This window comes from Bacillus sp. AFS018417 (assembly GCF_002560985.1).
GTDB lineage: Bacteria > Bacillota > Bacilli > Bacillales > Bacillaceae_G > Bacillus_A > Bacillus_A rhizoplanae.
On sequence record NZ_NTTM01000014.1, the window covers coordinates 59,818 to 76,750 of the forward strand.

General features: G+C 35.3%; 19 protein-coding genes, 1 pseudogene and 2 other annotated features. Of the genes and pseudogenes, 13 read left to right on the forward strand and 7 right to left on the reverse strand.

Annotated elements, in window-relative coordinates; all coding sequences use genetic code 11:
• Window positions 1–127 precede the first annotated feature (127 nt).
• The 8 genes from CN326_RS08285 (at window position 128) to CN326_RS08325 (ending at window position 5,176) form a co-directional block, all read left to right on the forward strand.
• Window positions 128–391 carry a metal-sensitive transcriptional regulator gene (locus CN326_RS08285; protein WP_035432943.1) on the forward strand — a complete coding sequence of 88 codons (264 nt, stop codon included), beginning with the start codon at window positions 128–130 and terminating at the stop codon, window positions 389–391.
• A gap of 87 nt (window positions 392–478) precedes the next feature.
• Window positions 479–1,048 (forward strand): sulfurtransferase TusA family protein, encoded by a 570-nt coding sequence (locus tag CN326_RS08290; protein ID WP_098308169.1) that lies wholly within the window; start codon window positions 479–481, stop codon window positions 1,046–1,048.
• A gap of 48 nt (window positions 1,049–1,096) precedes the next feature.
• Window positions 1,097–2,227, forward strand: coding sequence for an MBL fold metallo-hydrolase (locus CN326_RS08295; RefSeq protein WP_098308171.1), 1,131 nt, complete (start codon window positions 1,097–1,099; stop codon window positions 2,225–2,227).
• Window positions 2,228–2,296: 69 nt separating this feature from the next.
• A complete protein-coding gene (locus tag CN326_RS08300) occupies window positions 2,297–2,524 on the forward strand; it encodes a sulfurtransferase TusA family protein (protein WP_098308173.1) in 228 nt (75 codons plus the stop codon).
• 491 nt (window positions 2,525–3,015) lie between these two features.
• The gene (locus tag CN326_RS08310) at window positions 3,016–3,384 is read left to right on the forward strand and encodes a rhodanese-like domain-containing protein (RefSeq protein WP_098308177.1); all 369 of its coding nucleotides are present in this window, start codon (window positions 3,016–3,018) and stop codon (window positions 3,382–3,384) included.
• 16 nt (window positions 3,385–3,400) lie between these two features.
• On the forward strand, window positions 3,401–3,697 hold the full coding sequence (locus tag CN326_RS08315; protein WP_098308179.1) for a rhodanese-like domain-containing protein: 297 nt from the start codon (window positions 3,401–3,403) through the stop codon (window positions 3,695–3,697).
• 108 nt (window positions 3,698–3,805) lie between these two features.
• Window positions 3,806–4,285 (forward strand): DsrE/DsrF/DrsH-like family protein, encoded by a 480-nt coding sequence (locus CN326_RS08320; protein ID WP_098308181.1) that lies wholly within the window; start codon window positions 3,806–3,808, stop codon window positions 4,283–4,285.
• A 111-nt stretch (window positions 4,286–4,396) separates the two neighbouring features.
• Window positions 4,397–5,176, forward strand: a complete 780-nt coding sequence (locus CN326_RS08325) for a sulfite exporter TauE/SafE family protein (RefSeq protein WP_098308183.1) — start codon at window positions 4,397–4,399, stop codon at window positions 5,174–5,176.
• A gap of 60 nt (window positions 5,177–5,236) precedes the next feature.
• Here CN326_RS08325 and CN326_RS08330 read toward each other — a convergent pair whose 3' ends face one another.
• Together CN326_RS08330 and CN326_RS08335 are read right to left on the reverse strand one after the other, a co-directional pair.
• On the reverse strand, window positions 5,237–6,382 hold the full coding sequence (locus tag CN326_RS08330) for an LCP family protein (protein WP_098308185.1): 1,146 nt from the start codon (window positions 6,380–6,382) through the stop codon (window positions 5,237–5,239).
• Window positions 6,383–6,623: 241 nt separating this feature from the next.
• Window positions 6,624–7,109, reverse strand: a pseudogene (locus CN326_RS08335) (ABC transporter permease); the annotation flags it as partial.
• A gap of 343 nt (window positions 7,110–7,452) precedes the next feature.
• On the opposite strand from CN326_RS08335, the gene CN326_RS08340 reads away from it, so the two are divergent.
• Together CN326_RS08340 and CN326_RS08345 are read left to right on the forward strand one after the other, a co-directional pair.
• On the forward strand, window positions 7,453–8,349 hold the full coding sequence (locus CN326_RS08340) for an ABC transporter permease subunit (protein WP_098308187.1): 897 nt from the start codon (window positions 7,453–7,455) through the stop codon (window positions 8,347–8,349).
• A 1-nt stretch (window position 8,350) separates the two neighbouring features.
• The gene (locus CN326_RS08345) at window positions 8,351–9,340 is read left to right on the forward strand and encodes an ABC transporter permease (protein ID WP_098308189.1); all 990 of its coding nucleotides are present in this window, start codon (window positions 8,351–8,353) and stop codon (window positions 9,338–9,340) included.
• Between the two features lie 344 nt (window positions 9,341–9,684).
• Here CN326_RS08345 and CN326_RS08350 read toward each other — a convergent pair whose 3' ends face one another.
• On the reverse strand, window positions 9,685–11,043 hold the full coding sequence (locus tag CN326_RS08350) for an amino acid permease (protein WP_098308191.1): 1,359 nt from the start codon (window positions 11,041–11,043) through the stop codon (window positions 9,685–9,687).
• 55 nt (window positions 11,044–11,098) lie between these two features.
• Window positions 11,099–11,355 (reverse strand) — a binding site (T-box leader).
• Window positions 11,356–11,602: 247 nt separating this feature from the next.
• Window positions 11,603–11,867, forward strand: a binding site (T-box leader).
• Between the two features lie 87 nt (window positions 11,868–11,954).
• Here CN326_RS08350 and trpB point away from each other — a divergent pair.
• Entirely contained in the window at window positions 11,955–13,151 is a 1,197-nt protein-coding gene (trpB, locus tag CN326_RS08355) for a tryptophan synthase subunit beta (RefSeq protein ID WP_098308193.1), read from the forward strand.
• Between the two features lie 295 nt (window positions 13,152–13,446).
• On the opposite strand, the gene brnQ2 is transcribed toward trpB, so the two are convergent.
• The gene (gene brnQ2 / locus CN326_RS08360) at window positions 13,447–14,763 is read right to left on the reverse strand and encodes a branched-chain amino acid transport system II carrier protein BrnQ2 (RefSeq protein ID WP_098308195.1); all 1,317 of its coding nucleotides are present in this window, start codon (window positions 14,761–14,763) and stop codon (window positions 13,447–13,449) included.
• Between the two features lie 317 nt (window positions 14,764–15,080).
• Here brnQ2 and CN326_RS08365 point away from each other — a divergent pair, with 317 nt between their 5' ends.
• Complete coding sequence (locus tag CN326_RS08365; protein ID WP_098308197.1) at window positions 15,081–15,263, forward strand: hypothetical protein; 183 nt, start codon at window positions 15,081–15,083, stop codon at window positions 15,261–15,263.
• Between the two features lie 48 nt (window positions 15,264–15,311).
• Here CN326_RS08365 and cotJC read toward each other — a convergent pair whose 3' ends face one another.
• The 3 genes from cotJC to CN326_RS08380 are packed head-to-tail and all read right to left on the reverse strand — an operon-like array spanning window position 15,312 to window position 16,381.
• A complete protein-coding gene (gene cotJC / locus CN326_RS08370) occupies window positions 15,312–15,881 on the reverse strand; it encodes a spore coat protein CotJC (protein ID WP_098308199.1) in 570 nt (189 codons plus the stop codon).
• 12 nt (window positions 15,882–15,893) lie between these two features.
• Window positions 15,894–16,145 carry a spore coat protein CotJB gene (locus CN326_RS08375; RefSeq protein WP_098308290.1) on the reverse strand — a complete coding sequence of 84 codons (252 nt, stop codon included), beginning with the start codon at window positions 16,143–16,145 and terminating at the stop codon, window positions 15,894–15,896.
• Between the two features lie 20 nt (window positions 16,146–16,165).
• Complete coding sequence (locus tag CN326_RS08380; protein ID WP_098308201.1) at window positions 16,166–16,381, reverse strand: spore coat associated protein CotJA; 216 nt, start codon at window positions 16,379–16,381, stop codon at window positions 16,166–16,168.
• A 107-nt stretch (window positions 16,382–16,488) separates the two neighbouring features.
• Between CN326_RS08380 and CN326_RS08385 the strand changes: the two genes are divergently transcribed.
• Window positions 16,489–16,878: a VOC family protein gene (locus tag CN326_RS08385; protein WP_098308203.1), complete on the forward strand. Its 390-nt coding sequence runs from the start codon at window positions 16,489–16,491 to the stop codon at window positions 16,876–16,878.
• Window positions 16,879–16,933 lie beyond the last annotated feature (55 nt).

Consider the following 16,933-nt stretch of genomic DNA (forward strand, 5'->3'; position numbering starts at 1 on the left):
TTTATCACAAAAAAATAAAAAAGAGGGGTTTACAAAATACCCCTTAGGGTATAATATACGTGTATAAGGTTAAATAAACACTTTACTTTTAACATAAAACAAATGAAAGTATGGAGGTGCTCATACATTGGAATATGGTCAAGATATGAAAAATCGTTTGAAGCGAATTGAAGGACAAATTCGTGGTGTGCTTCGCATGATGGAAGAGGGAAAAGATTGTAAAGAAGTGATTACACAACTGACTGCATCACGCTCTGCGATGGATCGTACCATTGGATTAATTGTCGGAACGAATTTGGAAAAATGCCTTCGCGAGCAATTTGAAAAAGGTGATACATCTAATGAAGATGTAATCAAAGAGGCTGTACAACTACTTGTAAAAAGTAGATAATCTGTCAATTTATTGACAGATTTTAAAAATAATTTTAATATACCCGTACAGGTATATGTATGATAATAGTTTCAGGAGGAATGAAACATGAGTATACAAGTTAATACTACATTGGATTGTAAAGGTTTAGCATGCCCGATGCCAATTGTTCGGACGAAGAAAGCAATGGATACATTAGAAGAGGGCCAAGTAATTGAAGTGGAAGCGACAGATAAAGGATCGATAGCTGATATTCAAGCTTGGGCGAAAAATGTAGGACATCAATATCTCGGTACGAAAGACGAGAACAGTGTTTTGAAGCATTATTTACGAAAAGCACGTCAAGAGGAAATGAAGGAAGAGGCTAAGTATCCTCATACAATGACAAATGAAGAACTACAAAATAAGTTAACATCTCAAGAAGAATGCATTGTGTTAGATGTACGGGAACCAGCTGAATTTGCTTTTGGTCACATTCCATTAGCTGTATTAATTACGTTAGGTGATTTAGAAGAAAGATGGAGTGAGCTTGATCAAACAAAACCGATTTATGTCATTTGCCGCACAGGTAACCGTAGTGATCTAGCATGTCAGTTATTAGAAAAACAAGGTTTCTTGAATGTGAAAAATGTAGTCCCTGGTATGTCGCAGTGGCAAGGTAATTTGGAGCAGGAATAAAGAGTTTTTTATTTTTTTAAATAAAAATATACCGTAGGGGGTAAGGTAATGGGTGTTGTAGGATTACAAGCGAAAGATGTTGCTGAGAAGGTGTTGTTTGAAGAACTGTTTATTTTAGATGTTCGTAATGAAGCAGATTATGTGGATTGGAAAATTGAAGGAAAGCAAGTGGCATCTATTAATAAGCCATACTTTGATCTATTAGAAGGTGTAGACGGTATTTTGGCTGAATTGCCAAAAAATCAAGATCTTCTTGTTGTATGTGCGAAAGAAGGGTCTTCTATGTTTGTTGCTGAACAACTCGTAGAAGCTGGCATAGAGAATGTCTATTATTTAGTTGGTGGTATGAAAGCCTGGAGTGAGTATGTTAAACCAATTAAAGTAGGTAATTTAAAAGATGGCGGTAGCATTTATCAATTCAATCGCGTCGGAAAAGGTTGTTTATCGTATATGGTTGTTTCGAATGGTGAAGCGGCAGTGATTGATTCTGTACGCACAATCGAAGCTTATGAAAGTTTTGTGAAAGAACAAGGTGTTGTGATTACGAATGTTATGGATACACATTTACATGCCGATCATATTTCTGGCGGTCGTAAGTTAGCTGAGAAGGTAAACGCTACGTATTGGTTACCACCAAAAGATGCAGAAGAGGTCGTATTTTCTTATGAGCCGCTTGTAGAAGGAACTGTCATTACAGTTGGAACAACAAAAATTGACATTCAAGCAATTTATTCACCAGGTCATACAATTGGAAGTACGTCATTTATCGTAGATAATTCTTATCTTCTATCAGGTGATATTTTATTTGTAGATTCCATCGGTCGCCCAGATCTTGCGGGTAAGGCAGAAGACTGGGTAAGTGATTTACGTACTACTTTATATAAACGTTACAAAGAACTATCTCAAGAGTTAATGGTTTTACCAGCTCATTATTCTAAAGTGAGTGAACTGGATGAACAAGGCGTAGTTAGCGCAAAATTGAAAGATTTATTTGTACAGAATGCAGGATTAAATATTGAGGATGAGGCAGAGTTTCGTAAAACAGTTACAGAAAACTTACCACCACAGCCGAATGCATATCAAGAAATTCGTCAAACGAATATGGGGAAAATCAATCCAAATGAAGAAGAACAGCGTGAAATGGAAATAGGGCCAAATCGCTGTGCAGTACATGAATAACATGAGATTCTAGTTATCTTCTATTATGAAACAAATTTAAAATTAAATATACTACTGGAGGTATATAAAATGAATGTAAAACAAGTATTAGATGCAAAAGGATTAGCGTGCCCAATGCCAATCGTAAGAACAAAAAAAGCGATGGATGCCCTGCAATCTGGAGAGGTGCTAGAGGTTCATTTAACAGATAAAGGTTCTATAAAAGATATTCCAGCATGGGCACAAACAGGTGGACATGAAGTATTACAACATGTTGAAGAAGACGGTGTTCTAAAATTCTGGATTAAGAAAGCGTAAAAATAAGAGTCTTATTGCGGAATTCAATGTGTATATTGAGAAATGTATGGAGCTAAATGAATTTAAAAATAGGGGGATAATGATAAACATGTTTTATATAGGTATTGCGTTAATGATTGTTTTTGCCCGTATACTTTTTAGACGTTACTTTCCTATCTTAGGTGTTCCATGCATTTCACATCCTAGAACTGTAAAATATGGTAATAAAGTTATTTTAGATTCACGTGATTATAATGAAAGCAGTCAGGAAAGCATTCCCGAGTCTATTCAAATACCATACGCATATTTAGCGAGATATTATCATGAGATTCCAGATAGCCCGATTCATCTTATTGTCAATAATACGTTAGATCGAAATTTGAGTATACGTTTTTTGAGAAAGAAAGGCTTTCATATACAAAGCTATAGCTTAACAAAATGTCCGTGTAAATAATAAGAGATTGCATGACGAGTATGGATTTGCGATTTAAAGTGAACGGAGGGGATGTTGTATGAGTACGAATGTAGCATTGAACATCGTTTTTATTGCGCTTATTTCTTGGTTTGTTATCTCTCGTTTTTTACCTGTTAAGGGAGTAAAAAATATAAGCGGAAAAGCACTAAAAGATGAGATCAAGAAAAAGAATAAGCAATTGATTGATGTTCGTACACCAGGGGAATTTAGAGGCAATCATATTCAAGGTTTTCGGAATATGCCATTAAATGAATTAGTACAAAAAGCAAATAGCTTAGATAAAAACAAAGAAGTAATTGTAATTTGTCAAAGTGGAATGAGAAGTAAACAAGCAACAAAAATTTTAAAGAAGCTAGGGTTTAAACATATTATAAATGTCTCAGGTGGTATGAATGCTTGGAGTTAAGGAGGATGTATGAAGAATGAAAGAAATTACTGCGAAAGAATTAGAACATAAACTTATGAGTAATGAAACGGTAAACATGATTGATGTGCGTGAGGTAGAAGAAGTTGCTGAAGGGAAAATTCCAGGAGTACTTCATATTCCACTTGGCTTATTAGAGTTTCGCATGCATGAGTTAGATAAAAATAAAGAGTATGTGATTGTATGTCATTCTGGTGGTAGAAGTTCACGAGCAGTTCAATTTTTAGAAAGTCAGGGTTTCCAAGCTATCAATATGAATGGTGGAATGTTAGCTTGGGAAGGGAAAACAGAGTAGTTATGAAATAGATGAACAGAAGACAGAAAGTCCTTTCAGTTGTGAAAGGACTTTGTACGGATTTTTTAATTACCTATACGGGTATATGTAATGACGGGAGGATTCAATATGGAACAAAAGAAAAAAACAACAATTGTGTTATTTAGCGGAGATTACGATAAAGCGATGGCAGCGTATATTATCGCAAATGGTGCAGCAGCGTATGATCAAGAAGTAACCATTTTCCATACATTTTGGGGGTTGAATGCGCTTCGTAAAGATGAGCCGATAAAAGCAAAGAAAAATTTCTTAGAGAAAATGTTTGGAAAGATGATGCCCCGCGGTGCAGATAAGATGGGGTTATCGAAAATGAATTTTGCAGGTATGGGACCGAAAATGATTAAGCATGTCATGAAGAAACATAATGCAATGCCACTGCCAGATTTAATTGATATGGCGAAAGAACAAGGAATAAAGCTAGTCGCTTGTCAAATGACAGTGGATTTATTAGGACTAAAAGAAGAAGAAATTATGGAAGATGTCGAATTTGCAGGAGTTGCAGCATATTTAGCGGATGCGTCTGAAGGAAATGTGAACTTGTTTATTTAAATTCACCCCCTTTTAAATCTCTAATGGGTAGTTGTACGTATCGAAATAAAGAAATTGATGAGGGTATTCTATGAATAGGATACCTTCTTTTCAAAAGGGGGAAGAATGAACATGAGCCTTGGCCTTATCGTTGTGCTCTTTATCATTGGTTTTATTGGTTCATTTATTTCAGGAATGGTCGGCATTGGTGGTGCCATTATTAACTATCCCATGATTTTGTATATTCCAGCGTTATTAGGATTTGCTGGGTATACAGCACATGAAGTAAGTGGAATTACAGCTGTACAAGTGTTTTTTGCGACTTTTGCAGGTGTATGGGCGTATCGTAAAAGTGGTTATATAAATAAAACATTAGTGCTATATATGGGAACGAGTATTTTAATAGGAAGTTTTATAGGGAGTCTTGGTTCAAAGGTATTAGATGAGAACCAAGTAAATGTTGTGTATGCGATTTTAGCTACAATTGCAGCCATTATGATGTTTGTGCCGAAAAAGAATCGTGATGATCTCCCTTTAGATGAACTTACGTATAATAAGTGGTTAGCTAGTGTTTTAGCTTTTATTGTAGGTTCTGCTTCAGGGATTGTTGGAGCAGGAGGAGCTTTTCTTTTAGTACCTATTATGCTTGTCATCCTCAAATTGCCTACACGTATGACAATCGCGACTTCATTAGCGATTACTTTTATTTCTTCTATAGGTATTATGGTTGGAAAAATTTCTACAGGACAAGTAGTTGTATTTCCATCTATAATCATTGCCATTGCAAGTTTACTTGCATCGCCTATCGGAGCGAGTGTCGGTAAAAAAATGAATCAAAAAATATTGCAGTGGATATTAGCGATATTAATTGTTGCAACATCGGTTAAAATTTGGATGGATATGTTGTTGTAGTATGCTAACCTCGCTTTTTCATATAAAATAAGTCCTATTTTCATAGGACTTATTTTTACATTAATTATTATTTGTTGATTGGCTTGTTGGATTCTTTGATGTAGGTTGTTCTTTATCCTCTTGGTCTTGATTTTGATTTTTATCTTCATCTTGGGCTACAGGTTTTGTATCAGCAGGAAGTCCAAGGTGATCACGAAGTTGTTTTGTTATGTCTTTTATATTTTTTTGATCAGGCATGTAGTAATACGTATGTTTTGGAGCATAAGTAGGTTTACAGACTTTATCTGCTGCCATATAGCAGTCTTCGCCAGCTAGTTGTACTTTTTCAATTGAAGACCCTATACCATATTTGTAGAATGATAACATATCATCAAATGAGAAATTTGTTTTAAAGTCTCCGTTAATATCATCAATGATTTTTCCTACTTTTGTTATGGAACCAGCACTCGCTAGTTTTTTTACAGTAGCTTCAATGACAAGTTGTTGGCGTTGACCACGCATAGCATCGCTATCGATTTTGCGTGTTCTTGCTAAAGCAAGAGCTTGTTCTCCATTTAGATGCTGGTACCCTTTCTCGAGATGAATTGCACCAGCTGTATCGTTACTATCTTGTTCTGTAAACGTAACGGGTACATCTACGTCGATTCCCCCTAAATCATCGACAACTTTAATGAAAGATTTAAAGTTAAATTTTACAAAATAATCGACAGGAACGTTAAATAGTTTTTCTACTGCGTCAATAGTAGCTTGAGGGCCACCATCTTTTCCGTTTTTCACAGCACCAAATGCATATGCATGTGCAATTTTATCTTTTTTCTTCTCTATTGGAATGGATGTGTATGTATCACGTGGAATACTTACTAGTTTTACTGTTTTACTATCCTTATTAAAAGTTGCGAGTAGCAGCGCATCTGTATGAAATGAGCCAGCGTACTCTTTTTCACGTCCTTGGTTTTCATCAATCCCCATAATTAAAACAGATACGTTATTAGAAATGGGTTTGACAGCTTGTTCACGTAATTTGGATTTATCACCGCGCGCTAAATCATGAGCGGCATTTCGAACAGCGGAAGATGCTTTATTCACTAAGAACCAAGTGTAACCTCCCCCGATAATTAAAAATAATACAATAACAAACCCGACAATTTTTAATTTTTTATTGCTTTTTTTAGGCTTATGTTCACGTAAATTTGGTTGTTGATTCATTTTATATACTCCTTCATCGCTAATTGAAGCTAGTGCAACGCTTACATCAACTAATTATAATTCTTTGTTATAAAAAAGAATATTAAAATTTATTTACATATTAGAAATTTTCTATCTATTTTGGTGGTAGTTTAGTGTAATAGATTTTTTTTCTTTGATGATTTGTAGAGAGGAAAAACGAAAAATATATGCAAAGACTACACAAATCTAGAAAAAAGGCTGCCATATATAGCAACCTTTTTTATTCATATCGTAAGCATTCAATTGGATCCAGCTTCGCAGCTTTGTTTGCTGGAAGTAAGCCGAATGCAATACCGATTAACATAGACAGTCCAACCGAGATTAAGCCTAATTTTACTGAGACAACGAGTGGCCATGCGGCAAATATTGATACGATCCATGCAAAGAAGATGCCGAGTATAAATCCGATAAAGCCGCCTAATGCTGTTAGAATACAAGATTCAATCAGAAATTGCATTAATACTTTTCCGCGCGTTGCACCGAGTGCTTTACGAATTCCGATTTCACGTGTACGCTCTGTGACAGATACAAGCATGATGTTCATAACACCGATACCACCAACTAATAGTGAAATGGCTGCAATACCACCGAATACGCTTTTTAAGATACCTGTGAAGTTATCAATCTCTTTTAATGCTTCTTGTGGATCTGGTACTTTGAATTTCCCTGTGTGCTCTGGTTTTTTAGCATCATTTAATGATTTTACAACTGCATCTTGTACAGCTTGCTTATCTTGACCAGGAGCAATTTTTACTGTTATACCATTTCATTTTCACCTTTTCGTGTCGTTTTTGTCTCTGTAATTGCCAGTATAAGGGGGGGATTAAATCTGACAAATCGTTTTATCTTACAGCAAAATTACATTTTTGTAAGGTTTAGATTAAATAATGTAAGGTTAAGTGTGGAACATAATAGGTGGTTTTTCATAGAGAAAAAGAATGAAAATAAAATACATTAGTTTAGTAATTCTATTATCTGTAATTTACAGAAAATATTTACAATTATAAAAACTGTATATAAAATGGAAGAAAACGGATGGGGGCAGGGGTATGGTAAAGAAGGTTTTCATACATAGTTCGGAAGTGCTTGTGCAATTCTTCTTATCAATTATCGGGATTATTTGTTTAGGAGCGTTGCCTGGTTTGTTTCAAGGTTTAAAAATAGATTTTCATAAATATATAGAGACGGTAAAAATGGTTTGTAATAATTTGTTACATATGTCGTCGATGACGTATTTACCAATTAGTAAAGATCCGCAGCCAAGACCGCTATTTCCTCAATTATTTGTTCATTATAAAGAAACGATGGTTATCTTTTTAGCTTCTTTTTTTATTTCACTTTTGCTTGCTTTTTTAATTGTTTATGTTATTTTACGCAGCAGCACGAGTGTTCAAGAAAAAATCAAATCATTTTTACTCTTTCTTGAATCTATTCCAGATATTCTTCTCATCGTTGGTTCGCAAATTTTTGTCATTTGGATTTTTAAACAAACAGGTATTTTAGCTGTAAGTATTTCGGGGATTGGGGAGCGATCTATTCGAGCATTACCAATCATTTGTTTAAGTGTACCGACAACGATTATGTTTGTAAAACTAGTATTACTGCGTTTTGAAACAGAACTTGAAAAAGATTATGTACTGTTTGCAAAGGCAAAGGGATTAAACAAGCTTTATATTTTAAATCATCACGTATTACGCAATGTGTTATTAAGTACGCTCTTTTTTGCAAAAACAAATATTTGGTTTATGCTATCAAATTTGTACATTATTGAATGGCTGTTTAATACGTATGGCATGTTTGTATTTGTAAGGGAAGCCACAGGTGTTAATTTTGCAGCAGGTATTCCTGTTTTTACGGTGAGTTTGTTGCTTCTATATATACCTATTTTTATTATTTTTAAGTTGTTTCATTATTTCGTGCCTAATGCAATGAAAGAGAGGCTATAAGATGTGGCAATATATGAAGCGTGATAAACGGTTTTGGGTGAGTGTATCATTTATTGTTATACTTGTTCTATTAAGCGTTGGAAACACCCTTTTTAATGATGGGAATATTCGAAAAGTGTCCATTCAGTTCGATAAAGACGGAACACCTGAAGTACCTCCATTTCCGCCTTCATTTCAGTTTTGGCTTGGAACAGATGACAAAGGATTTGACTTATTAAATTTAGTCATTGAAGGTGCAAAGTGGACAATCGGTGTATCTGTATTTATTGCGTTATTACGCATAGCATTTGGCATTTGTTTCGGTGTTTTTCTTGGAACATACATAAAGCGGGGATTTACAAAATTAGAAGCTTTTTTTGATAGTTTTACAATCATTCCAATGGTTATGATTGCGGATCTTTTACTACGTTATGCAATTCCATTTCACAATGGCGAAGCAACTTCTACCTTTTTTGAACGAGCTTCGTTTGAAATTATTTTATTAACGGCGTTGGCGGTTCCGACAATTTCTTTATACATTGCTAATGAAATTCGTAAGTTATTAACAGAAGAATTTATTGATGCTGCTAGAATTTTAGGAGGCAGTAAACGACACATTATCATGAAACATGTTTTTCCGCACTTGTATTCAACTTTTGTGATTGTATTTATGCAGCAATTCGTGCAAACGCTTATTATTTTGCTGCATCTCGGTTTATTGGGTTTATTCTTTGGAGGAACTGTTATTTTTTATGAGGGAGTGGATTCATATACTCATGAATGGTCAGGGTTAATTGGGGTCTATTTTCGGTCTTTAACAGTTCATCTGTGGATTCCACTTGTACCTATTACATTTTTTGGATTAACCATTTTTTCAGGAAATATAATTGTAAAATGTATACAGGATGCAGTAGCGAAGGCAAAGCTAGGAGAGAGTACAAATCAGGAGAAGAGAGAAGAGAAACAACCTATAGCAACAGAAGAATTGTTTGCGTTTAAACATACGATGTAAATGCAGTACTGTGTTGTTGATGAGGAAGGCCATTTGTAGAAAGTGAAAAAAAGCAGCTGGATGAATCCAGCTGCTTTTGCATGTTTTCTCTCTATTCGTGAGTTTATCCAGCTACTTTAGGGAAGTAAGACTCCCACCTCTGGATTCGATACCACAGGAGCCATTTGAAATTTGAACAAATTGCTCATAACTAATATGATTGAAATAAAACGAAACGTATGTTCTGTTTTCGGATGCATGAATCTCCTTCTAAATTTCTTTTTCTCAGTTTCTATGAGCTCAATTAAAATTCTAATTTGAACATGAAATAGAATTTTGCTCCTTGACGGGGAACATCCACTCCATTAAGCAGCTTGTTTCATGGTGAAACGAGAAGAAGCTTTGAAATAAATCAAGGTAATCAATAAATAAATACCAAATGTAATAATTGTCACCATTATAGAAGTAGTAGCAACTACACTTACTAATATGGAAATTAAAATCAAAAGAGATACGAATGTTGTATAAGGAAAATAGCGAGCTGAATAGGTATTTTGCTTCCATTGTTGCACGCGAATTTTCAAATACGCTAGCGTAATAATAATCCAAATGCATAATACTGTATACGCAAGAGACCCCATTAAATAGTTAAACGTTTTGCTTCCGGCGAATATAGAGATAAGCACCCCTACATATAAAGAAGATGTACAAGCTAGGATTGCATAAATAGGGACTTTTTTTCGAGACAACTTTGTAAATATTTTTGGAAGTTGTCCATCTTGTGCTTGTGTATATACGATTCGTGAAGACGCGTATAATCCAGCATTCATGGAAGAGATAATGGCTAATAGGATAATTGCATTCATAATGTGATCCGCGTATGGAATTCCTATAGCTTTAAATACCATTACAAACGGACTCTCTGGAACCCCATTTACTTGATTCCATGGAATCAAACTGACTATGATAAAAAAAGGTAAAACGTAAAAAGAAATAATTCGAATTAATGTTCCTCTTACAGCTTTTGGTATAGCTTTTTCTGGATCTTTGGTTTCCGCTAAAGTGACACCTATCATTTCGGCACCGCCATATGAATATATTACGACTAGCATAGCCGAAATTAATCCATGCATACCGTTTGGAAAAAATCCACCGTGTGATGATAGATTAGAAAATCCTATTGCAGTATGAGTTTGAAATGGAACTAATAGAACAATAAAACCAAATATGATAAATAATACAATTACAGTAATCTTTAATAACGCAAGCCAATATTCTGTTTCTGCGAACAGTTTTACTGAAAATAAATTTACTATAGTAACAGCGATAGAAACGATGAAAGCTAAAACCCAAATTTTTATATTTGGAAACCAATATTGAAGGAATGTAGCTGCTACTAATGACTCTGCAGCTATGTTTAGCACCCACATTTTCCAATAAATCCAATCTAAAAAATATCCTGCATATTTACCTAGAACGGGTTGAATTAAATCTCGAAATGTTCTAGCTTGTCGGTTTTCTAATGCCATGTGAGCCATGCCTTTCATGACAAACATTAAGATCATTCCTCCCAATAAATAGGCAATAATTACTGATGGTCCTGCCATATCGATAGCTGTACTACTTCCTTTAAACAGTCCGGCTCCTATAGTTCCGCCTAGGGCCATCATCATAATATGCCGTGATGTTATCGTGCGTCTTAAACTTTCTTGTTTATTTGTCATATGATTTTCCCTTCCTCTCTATGTTGTAAATATATAAAAAGGCCCATCATCTCTTTGAAGAGACGATGGGCCTAAAACCTACCGCGGTACCACTCTTATTGACTTCCTCACATACAGGGAAATCCAGCTTTTTGCACATTATTCATGCTAAATTTTATAACGTAAATTAACCGTAAAAGCCTAACATATCCTACTTTGTTCAGCTTTTCCACTCCTAGGCGAGTTCGAAGTTTCATGTGACTGTGTTCCACCACCCCACAGCTCTCTGCACATCATGAGAATTCTTCTACTACTCCTAATCATTGTGTTTATTCTATCTGTCTTATAAGATGTTCTGTTAATGTTATGGATTAATATATAGAAAGAAAATTCAGTTGTCAAGAATTTTATAAATTTTCATAACTAATATTTATGAGGTGAATTATGAAAAAAATTATCTTACCAGCTGTATTCGAATCGCGAGAACTATTGTTATTTTAAAATAATGTAGATTCTTGTCATTCTGTTTTAGTTGACAATGCTTTACAAGCTATATATAATCAAAATCAAATCTAAATAGTAAAAATCGATGAGTAAGAGGAGTACCTATAATTGAAGCGTTGCAGAGAGCTGGGATTGGTGTGAACCAGTACGACAGATCATAGGGAATGGACTTACGAGAGGTACGTTGAAACACTTGGAGTATGCGACCCGGGTTCCGCCGTTACAAGGATGAGGATATCGAATGTGACATTCCGTATCCAATAAAAGTGGATTCTTTTATTCTAGTAGGATAGAAGATCAATAGAGGTGGCACCACGGTATCGTAATATATCGCCCTCTACATACCAATAGGTATGTAGAGGGCTTTTTTATTTGCTCGAAATTGCTCAAATTCTCATCGTTTTTACTTTGAAAGGAAGGACAAAAAGATGGAATTATTACAAGCGAAAGAAGGTTTCTTTGGAGAATATGGAGGAAGTTTTGTACCAGAACCATTACAGCAAGCATTAAAGCATTTAGAAGAGGCTTTTGATACGTATAAAGATGACCCAGAATTTATAACGGAATTTCAATATTATTTAAAGGAGTATGTAGGTCGTCCAAATCCGTTATATTATGCGAAGCGTTTAAGTGAGCAATTAGGCGGCGCCAAAATTTATTTGAAACGTGAAGATTTAAATCATACAGGTGCACATAAAATTAATAACGTAATTGGACAAATATTATTGGCAAAACGCATGGGAGCGAAGAGAGTTATTGCTGAAACAGGAGCAGGGCAACATGGAGTTGCAACAGCTACAGCATGCGCGATGTTTGGAATAGATTGTACGGTTTATATGGGGGGATTAGATACAGAGCGCCAAGCATTAAATGTATTTCGTATGGAATTACTGGGGGCTAAAGTAGTTGCTGTACAAGAAGGAGGACGCACGTTAAAAGAAGCTGTGGACGCTGCTTTAGTAGATTATGCAACTCATTATGAAAATACATTTTATTTATTAGGTTCTGCATTAGGTCCGCATCCGTATCCAACAATTGTCCGCCATTTTCAATCTGTAATTGGATACGAGGCGAAGCAACAACATCTTGAAAAAGAAAATCGTCTCCCGGATTATATCGTTGCTTGTGTAGGCGGCGGCAGTAACGCCATCGGTTTGTTTGCACCATTTTATAATGATACAGAAGTAAAAATGGTTGGTGTTGAACCAGGGGGGAAAGGAATTGAAACAGGTTTGCATGCTGCACCATTAACAGCAGGAGAACCAGGAATTATTCACGGTTTTAAATGTTATATGATGAAGGATGAGAATGGTGACATTGCTGAGGCGCATTCAATTGCAGCTGGTTTAGACTACCAAGGAGTTGGTCCTGAACATAGCTATTATAAAGATACAGGACGTGCAGAATATGTATCTATTACAGATGATGAGGCATTAGCGGCATTTCATACGTTATCAAAAGTAGAGGGCATCATTCCTGCACTTGAAAGTTCACATGCTGTAGCATATGCGATGAAGCTTGCGCCTACTTTATCTAAAGAGCAAACGATTATTGTAAACTTATCTGGTCGTGGTGATAAAGACGTTCACCAAGTTTTTGAATTAGCAAATAAAAATGAAAAATAAAAAGAAAGTATCTCGTTCTGGTACAACGAAATACTTTCGTAAAATAACAAAGCACATATATTATAAAAGATTTTAAGGTAAAGTGAAACTTCCATCAGTGGGAGGCTTTTTCCCCCGCTGATGGTTAGTTGAACCAATCGGGCTTTTACGGGCAGTTATCCCCCAACTATTTTCTTTGCTTTTCTCTGAATCGCTTACTGCCCGTTAATGCGGGATAAAGTGAAACGTCTATCAGCCGCAAGTGGCGGGATAAAAAAATAAGCATCCGTGAGGGAGGAAGTCCCTCAAAGGATGCTTATTCATTTGTTGAAACTTGCGTTGTTGTTTGTGGTACAAAATAGCCGATAATACCACCGATAATCGCTGGAACAATCCAGCCAACTCCTAATTCATAAAATGGAATTGTATTTGCAATAGATGTAATAGCAGCTGGCATCATCGCGATGTTATCAAGTGCCTGAATACAACCTATAATAAAAGCTGCAATCATTGCTCCAATATATACACTAGGTTTTCTCTTCGTATATTTGTCAATAAACGATACGAAAATTAAGATAATGGTAATTGGATAAAGAATAAGTAATACCGGCAATGTAATTTTAATTAATAAGCTTAATCCTAAGTTAGAAACAACAAAGCTAAATACACAAACCCACAATACAAGTTTTTTGTATGATACATTTGTTAAAACGTTTGAAAAATAGTTAGCAAATGCACTAACAACACCAATTGCTGTTGTTAAGCAAGCGAAAATAATTGCTAAGCTTAATAATATGTTACCGCTTGTCCCAAATAAATGGTACATAACAGCTGCTAATAATTGCCCACCGTTTTCGAATTGGCCGAGCTGTGCGTTTGATGCTCCTATATAACCTAATAAGAAATAAACGATCGTTAAGAACAAAGCTGCAATACTTCCGCATATAATCGTATATTTAGTAATTGCTTTTTTATCATTTACCCCATTTTGACGAATCGCATTCACTACAATGGTAGATAATACAAGGGCTCCAATCGCATCTAATGTTAAAAATCCTTCTAAGAAACCTTTAAAAAAGGGCATTTCTTTATAGTCACCAATAGGAGTAGCAAAAGAACCTGCTGGTGAAAGAATCGCTTTTGTTGCCATTACTGCAATAATAATAAGTAAAATAGGTGTTAAAATTTTTCCAATGTGATCCACTAGTTTGGAAGGATTTAACGATAAGAAGTATACAATCGTAAAGAAAATTCCTGTAAAGAGCAACATTGAATACCAGTGAGTTTGAAAAAGCGGTGCAATTCCGATTTCGTATGAAACAGAGCCTGTACGCGGGATAACGAAAAGCGGACCGATAGAAAGGTAAATAATGATGGAAAAAATCGTTGCGAATTTTGGATGAACACGGCTTGCAAGTTTTCCAAAGCTACCGCCTGCTAATGCAACAGCGACAATTGCTAATAGTGATAAACCAACGTCGGTAATCACAAATCCTGAAATAGACACCCACATATTCTTTCCAGACGAAAGACCGAGCAGGGGCGGAAAAATCATATTACCAGCACCAAAGAAAATCGCAAATAGCAATAAGCTAATGGAGAGAATTTGGGATGGTTTTAAAGTTGTACGCATTCTATAAAAATCCTCCTAGATGATTTTTGTCGAAAATTCAAATAATTTGTCGAATTGATGTTTTTATTTTAATGGTCTGATGACTAGAAAGCAACAGTTAATTTTTAAAAAATTAATAATTGACTCACTAAGTTGAATAATCATTCTGAGGAAGGGGATTGTAGAAATGAACGGAAAAGAAAGATTGAAGGTTATAGATGTGGACTGAGTCACGAACAAGTTTTTGTTTGAATTGCCAAATATTATACTAATAATGAAATAATTTCTTATAGTTATAAGGTAAATACTGCTAAACTATAAAAAAAGAGGTGTTTAAATTGAATAATAAGTTTTTAGGATTTATTTTTGTTTCAGTAGGTCTGATTTTCTTAATGTTATCATTAACAGTACCATCACCAACTGCATTATGGGCAGTTTCACTTGGAACAAGTATTGTAATGAATATCACAGGTACTACCATTTTAATGAAATGTATCAAAACAGCAAAAGAGGGTTTATAAAAAACGAAGTGACCTAATAATTGAGGTCACTTCGTTTTTTAATATATTTTAAAAATAAATTTGTCGATCTCGTTCCTCTTTTAAAATTTCCACTGCTTCTCGAAAGCGTAGGGAGTGAACAATCTCACGTTCTCGTAGAAAACGTAATCCATCATTTATATCAGGATCGTCAGACATATTAATAAGCCATTGATATGTTGCCCTCGCCTTTTCTTCCGCAGCTATATCTTCGTATAAATCTGCAATTGGATCGCCCTTTGCTTGTATGTATGTTGCTGTAAAAGGAGCGCCTGCGGCATTGTGATAGAAAATGGCACTATCATGATCGGCATAGTGAGCGTCAAGGCCGGCTTCTTTCATTTGCTCAGGTGTTGCATCTTTTGTTAATTTATATACCATTGTCGCAATCATTTCGAGGTGTGCAAATTCTTCTGTTCCAATGTCTGTTAATAAACCAACGACTTTGTCCGGAATGGTGTAGCGTTGATTTAAGTAGCGTAATGCGGCAGCTAATTCGCCATCGGCACCGCCGTATTGTTCAATTAAAAATTTCGCAAGTTTTGGATTACAGGTACTTACTTTTACGGGGTATTGCAATTTTTTTTCATATATCCACATATGTTTGCTCCTTTACATTTGCCATGGCCAAGGTCCTTTATTCCATTCCCAAGGTGCTTTTGAATAACTATTTCCATATTGTTGAAGAGGACCATATTTTTCTTCAATTTGTTGTTTTTGCAATCTACGTTTATAGGAAAAATCATTAAATTGATTAATTGATGCAACATCATCAGGATGGGTATCTAAATACAAAGTGAGCTCTACTAATACAAAATCGAGTTCCTGCAGTTCTTCCATCCATTTATAAAATTCATCTGGCATTTGCTGAGCCACGATTTATTTCACCGTCCTTTCTTATACGGATTTTCATAATAATCATATAAGGCAGGCCACAAAGTTCCTTTTTTTAATGCTTCATTTGGCGGGAATTGCGGTAAATTTGGTGGTTGGAATCCCATATACAAATGCGGCGGAGTAAAGTAGTATTTTTTTCCTATTGGTGGACATGGGTCATTAGGACCGTGAAATGGTACATACGATTTCACAGATTTATCCAATATGCACACCTCCTATATGAAACACTGATATTATGTATTGTATTCGAACATAATTACTATTTATGACTCATATACAACAACTAATAGGTAAGAAAGGGGGCTGGATTGTGGACAAGGTTGTACATTCTGTTTTATTAGAGGTAAGAGATTTGAAGAAAACATTATATTTTTATGAGGGGATATTAGGTTTTAAGCCGAGTAGACAGCGTCCTCAATTAGACTTGCCGGGCGTATGGTATGATATCGGATCGATGCGAATTTGTTGTATTGTAAATAAAAGAAAACAATCGGTGAATGAGGAAGGGATTTTTCCAAAAATAGAAGTGAATATGCAATTGTGTGAGGTGGAGAATCTACTTAAAAAGTTAGATTACTATCATGTAACGTATACAGAAATGGAAGATTACGTAGAGGGGAAAAAAGTACTATCTGTTTATGATCCAGACCAACATATGATTCAGCTGCAATCACAATTAAAGAGTGAAAATTTAGCTTAACATCTTCTAGGGCTTTTTTCTGCCCCGAGTACACATACGAAAAAGCTTTATGAAT

Excerpts from the sequence above, each read along its gene's own strand:
- CN326_RS08300 (WP_098308173.1), top strand. The coding sequence starts at position 2,297 with ATGAATGTAAAACAAGTATTAGATGCAAAAGGATTAGCGTGCCCAATG.
- CN326_RS08340 (WP_098308187.1), top strand. The coding sequence starts at position 7,453 with ATGGTAAAGAAGGTTTTCATACATAGTTCGGAAGTGCTTGTGCAATTC.
- trpB (WP_098308193.1), top strand. The coding sequence starts at position 11,955 with ATGGAATTATTACAAGCGAAAGAAGGTTTCTTTGGAGAATATGGAGGA.
- CN326_RS08295 (WP_098308171.1), top strand. The coding sequence starts at position 1,097 with ATGGGTGTTGTAGGATTACAAGCGAAAGATGTTGCTGAGAAGGTGTTG.
- CN326_RS08325 (WP_098308183.1), top strand. The coding sequence starts at position 4,397 with ATGAGCCTTGGCCTTATCGTTGTGCTCTTTATCATTGGTTTTATTGGT.
- CN326_RS08315 (WP_098308179.1), top strand. The coding sequence starts at position 3,401 with ATGAAAGAAATTACTGCGAAAGAATTAGAACATAAACTTATGAGTAAT.
- CN326_RS08345 (WP_098308189.1), top strand. The coding sequence starts at position 8,351 with ATGTGGCAATATATGAAGCGTGATAAACGGTTTTGGGTGAGTGTATCA.
- CN326_RS08330 (WP_098308185.1), bottom strand. The coding sequence starts at position 6,382 with ATGAATCAACAACCAAATTTACGTGAACATAAGCCTAAAAAAAGCAAT.
- CN326_RS08375 (WP_098308290.1), bottom strand. The coding sequence starts at position 16,145 with ATGCCAGATGAATTTTATAAATGGATGGAAGAACTGCAGGAACTCGAT.
- CN326_RS08350 (WP_098308191.1), bottom strand. The coding sequence starts at position 11,043 with ATGACAAATAAACAAGAAAGTTTAAGACGCACGATAACATCACGGCAT.
- CN326_RS08320 (WP_098308181.1), top strand. The coding sequence starts at position 3,806 with ATGGAACAAAAGAAAAAAACAACAATTGTGTTATTTAGCGGAGATTAC.
- CN326_RS08290 (WP_098308169.1), top strand. The coding sequence starts at position 479 with ATGAGTATACAAGTTAATACTACATTGGATTGTAAAGGTTTAGCATGC.
- brnQ2 (WP_098308195.1), bottom strand. The coding sequence starts at position 14,763 with ATGCGTACAACTTTAAAACCATCCCAAATTCTCTCCATTAGCTTATTG.
- cotJC (WP_098308199.1), bottom strand. The coding sequence starts at position 15,881 with ATGTGGATATATGAAAAAAAATTGCAATACCCCGTAAAAGTAAGTACC.
- CN326_RS08310 (WP_098308177.1), top strand. The coding sequence starts at position 3,016 with ATGAGTACGAATGTAGCATTGAACATCGTTTTTATTGCGCTTATTTCT.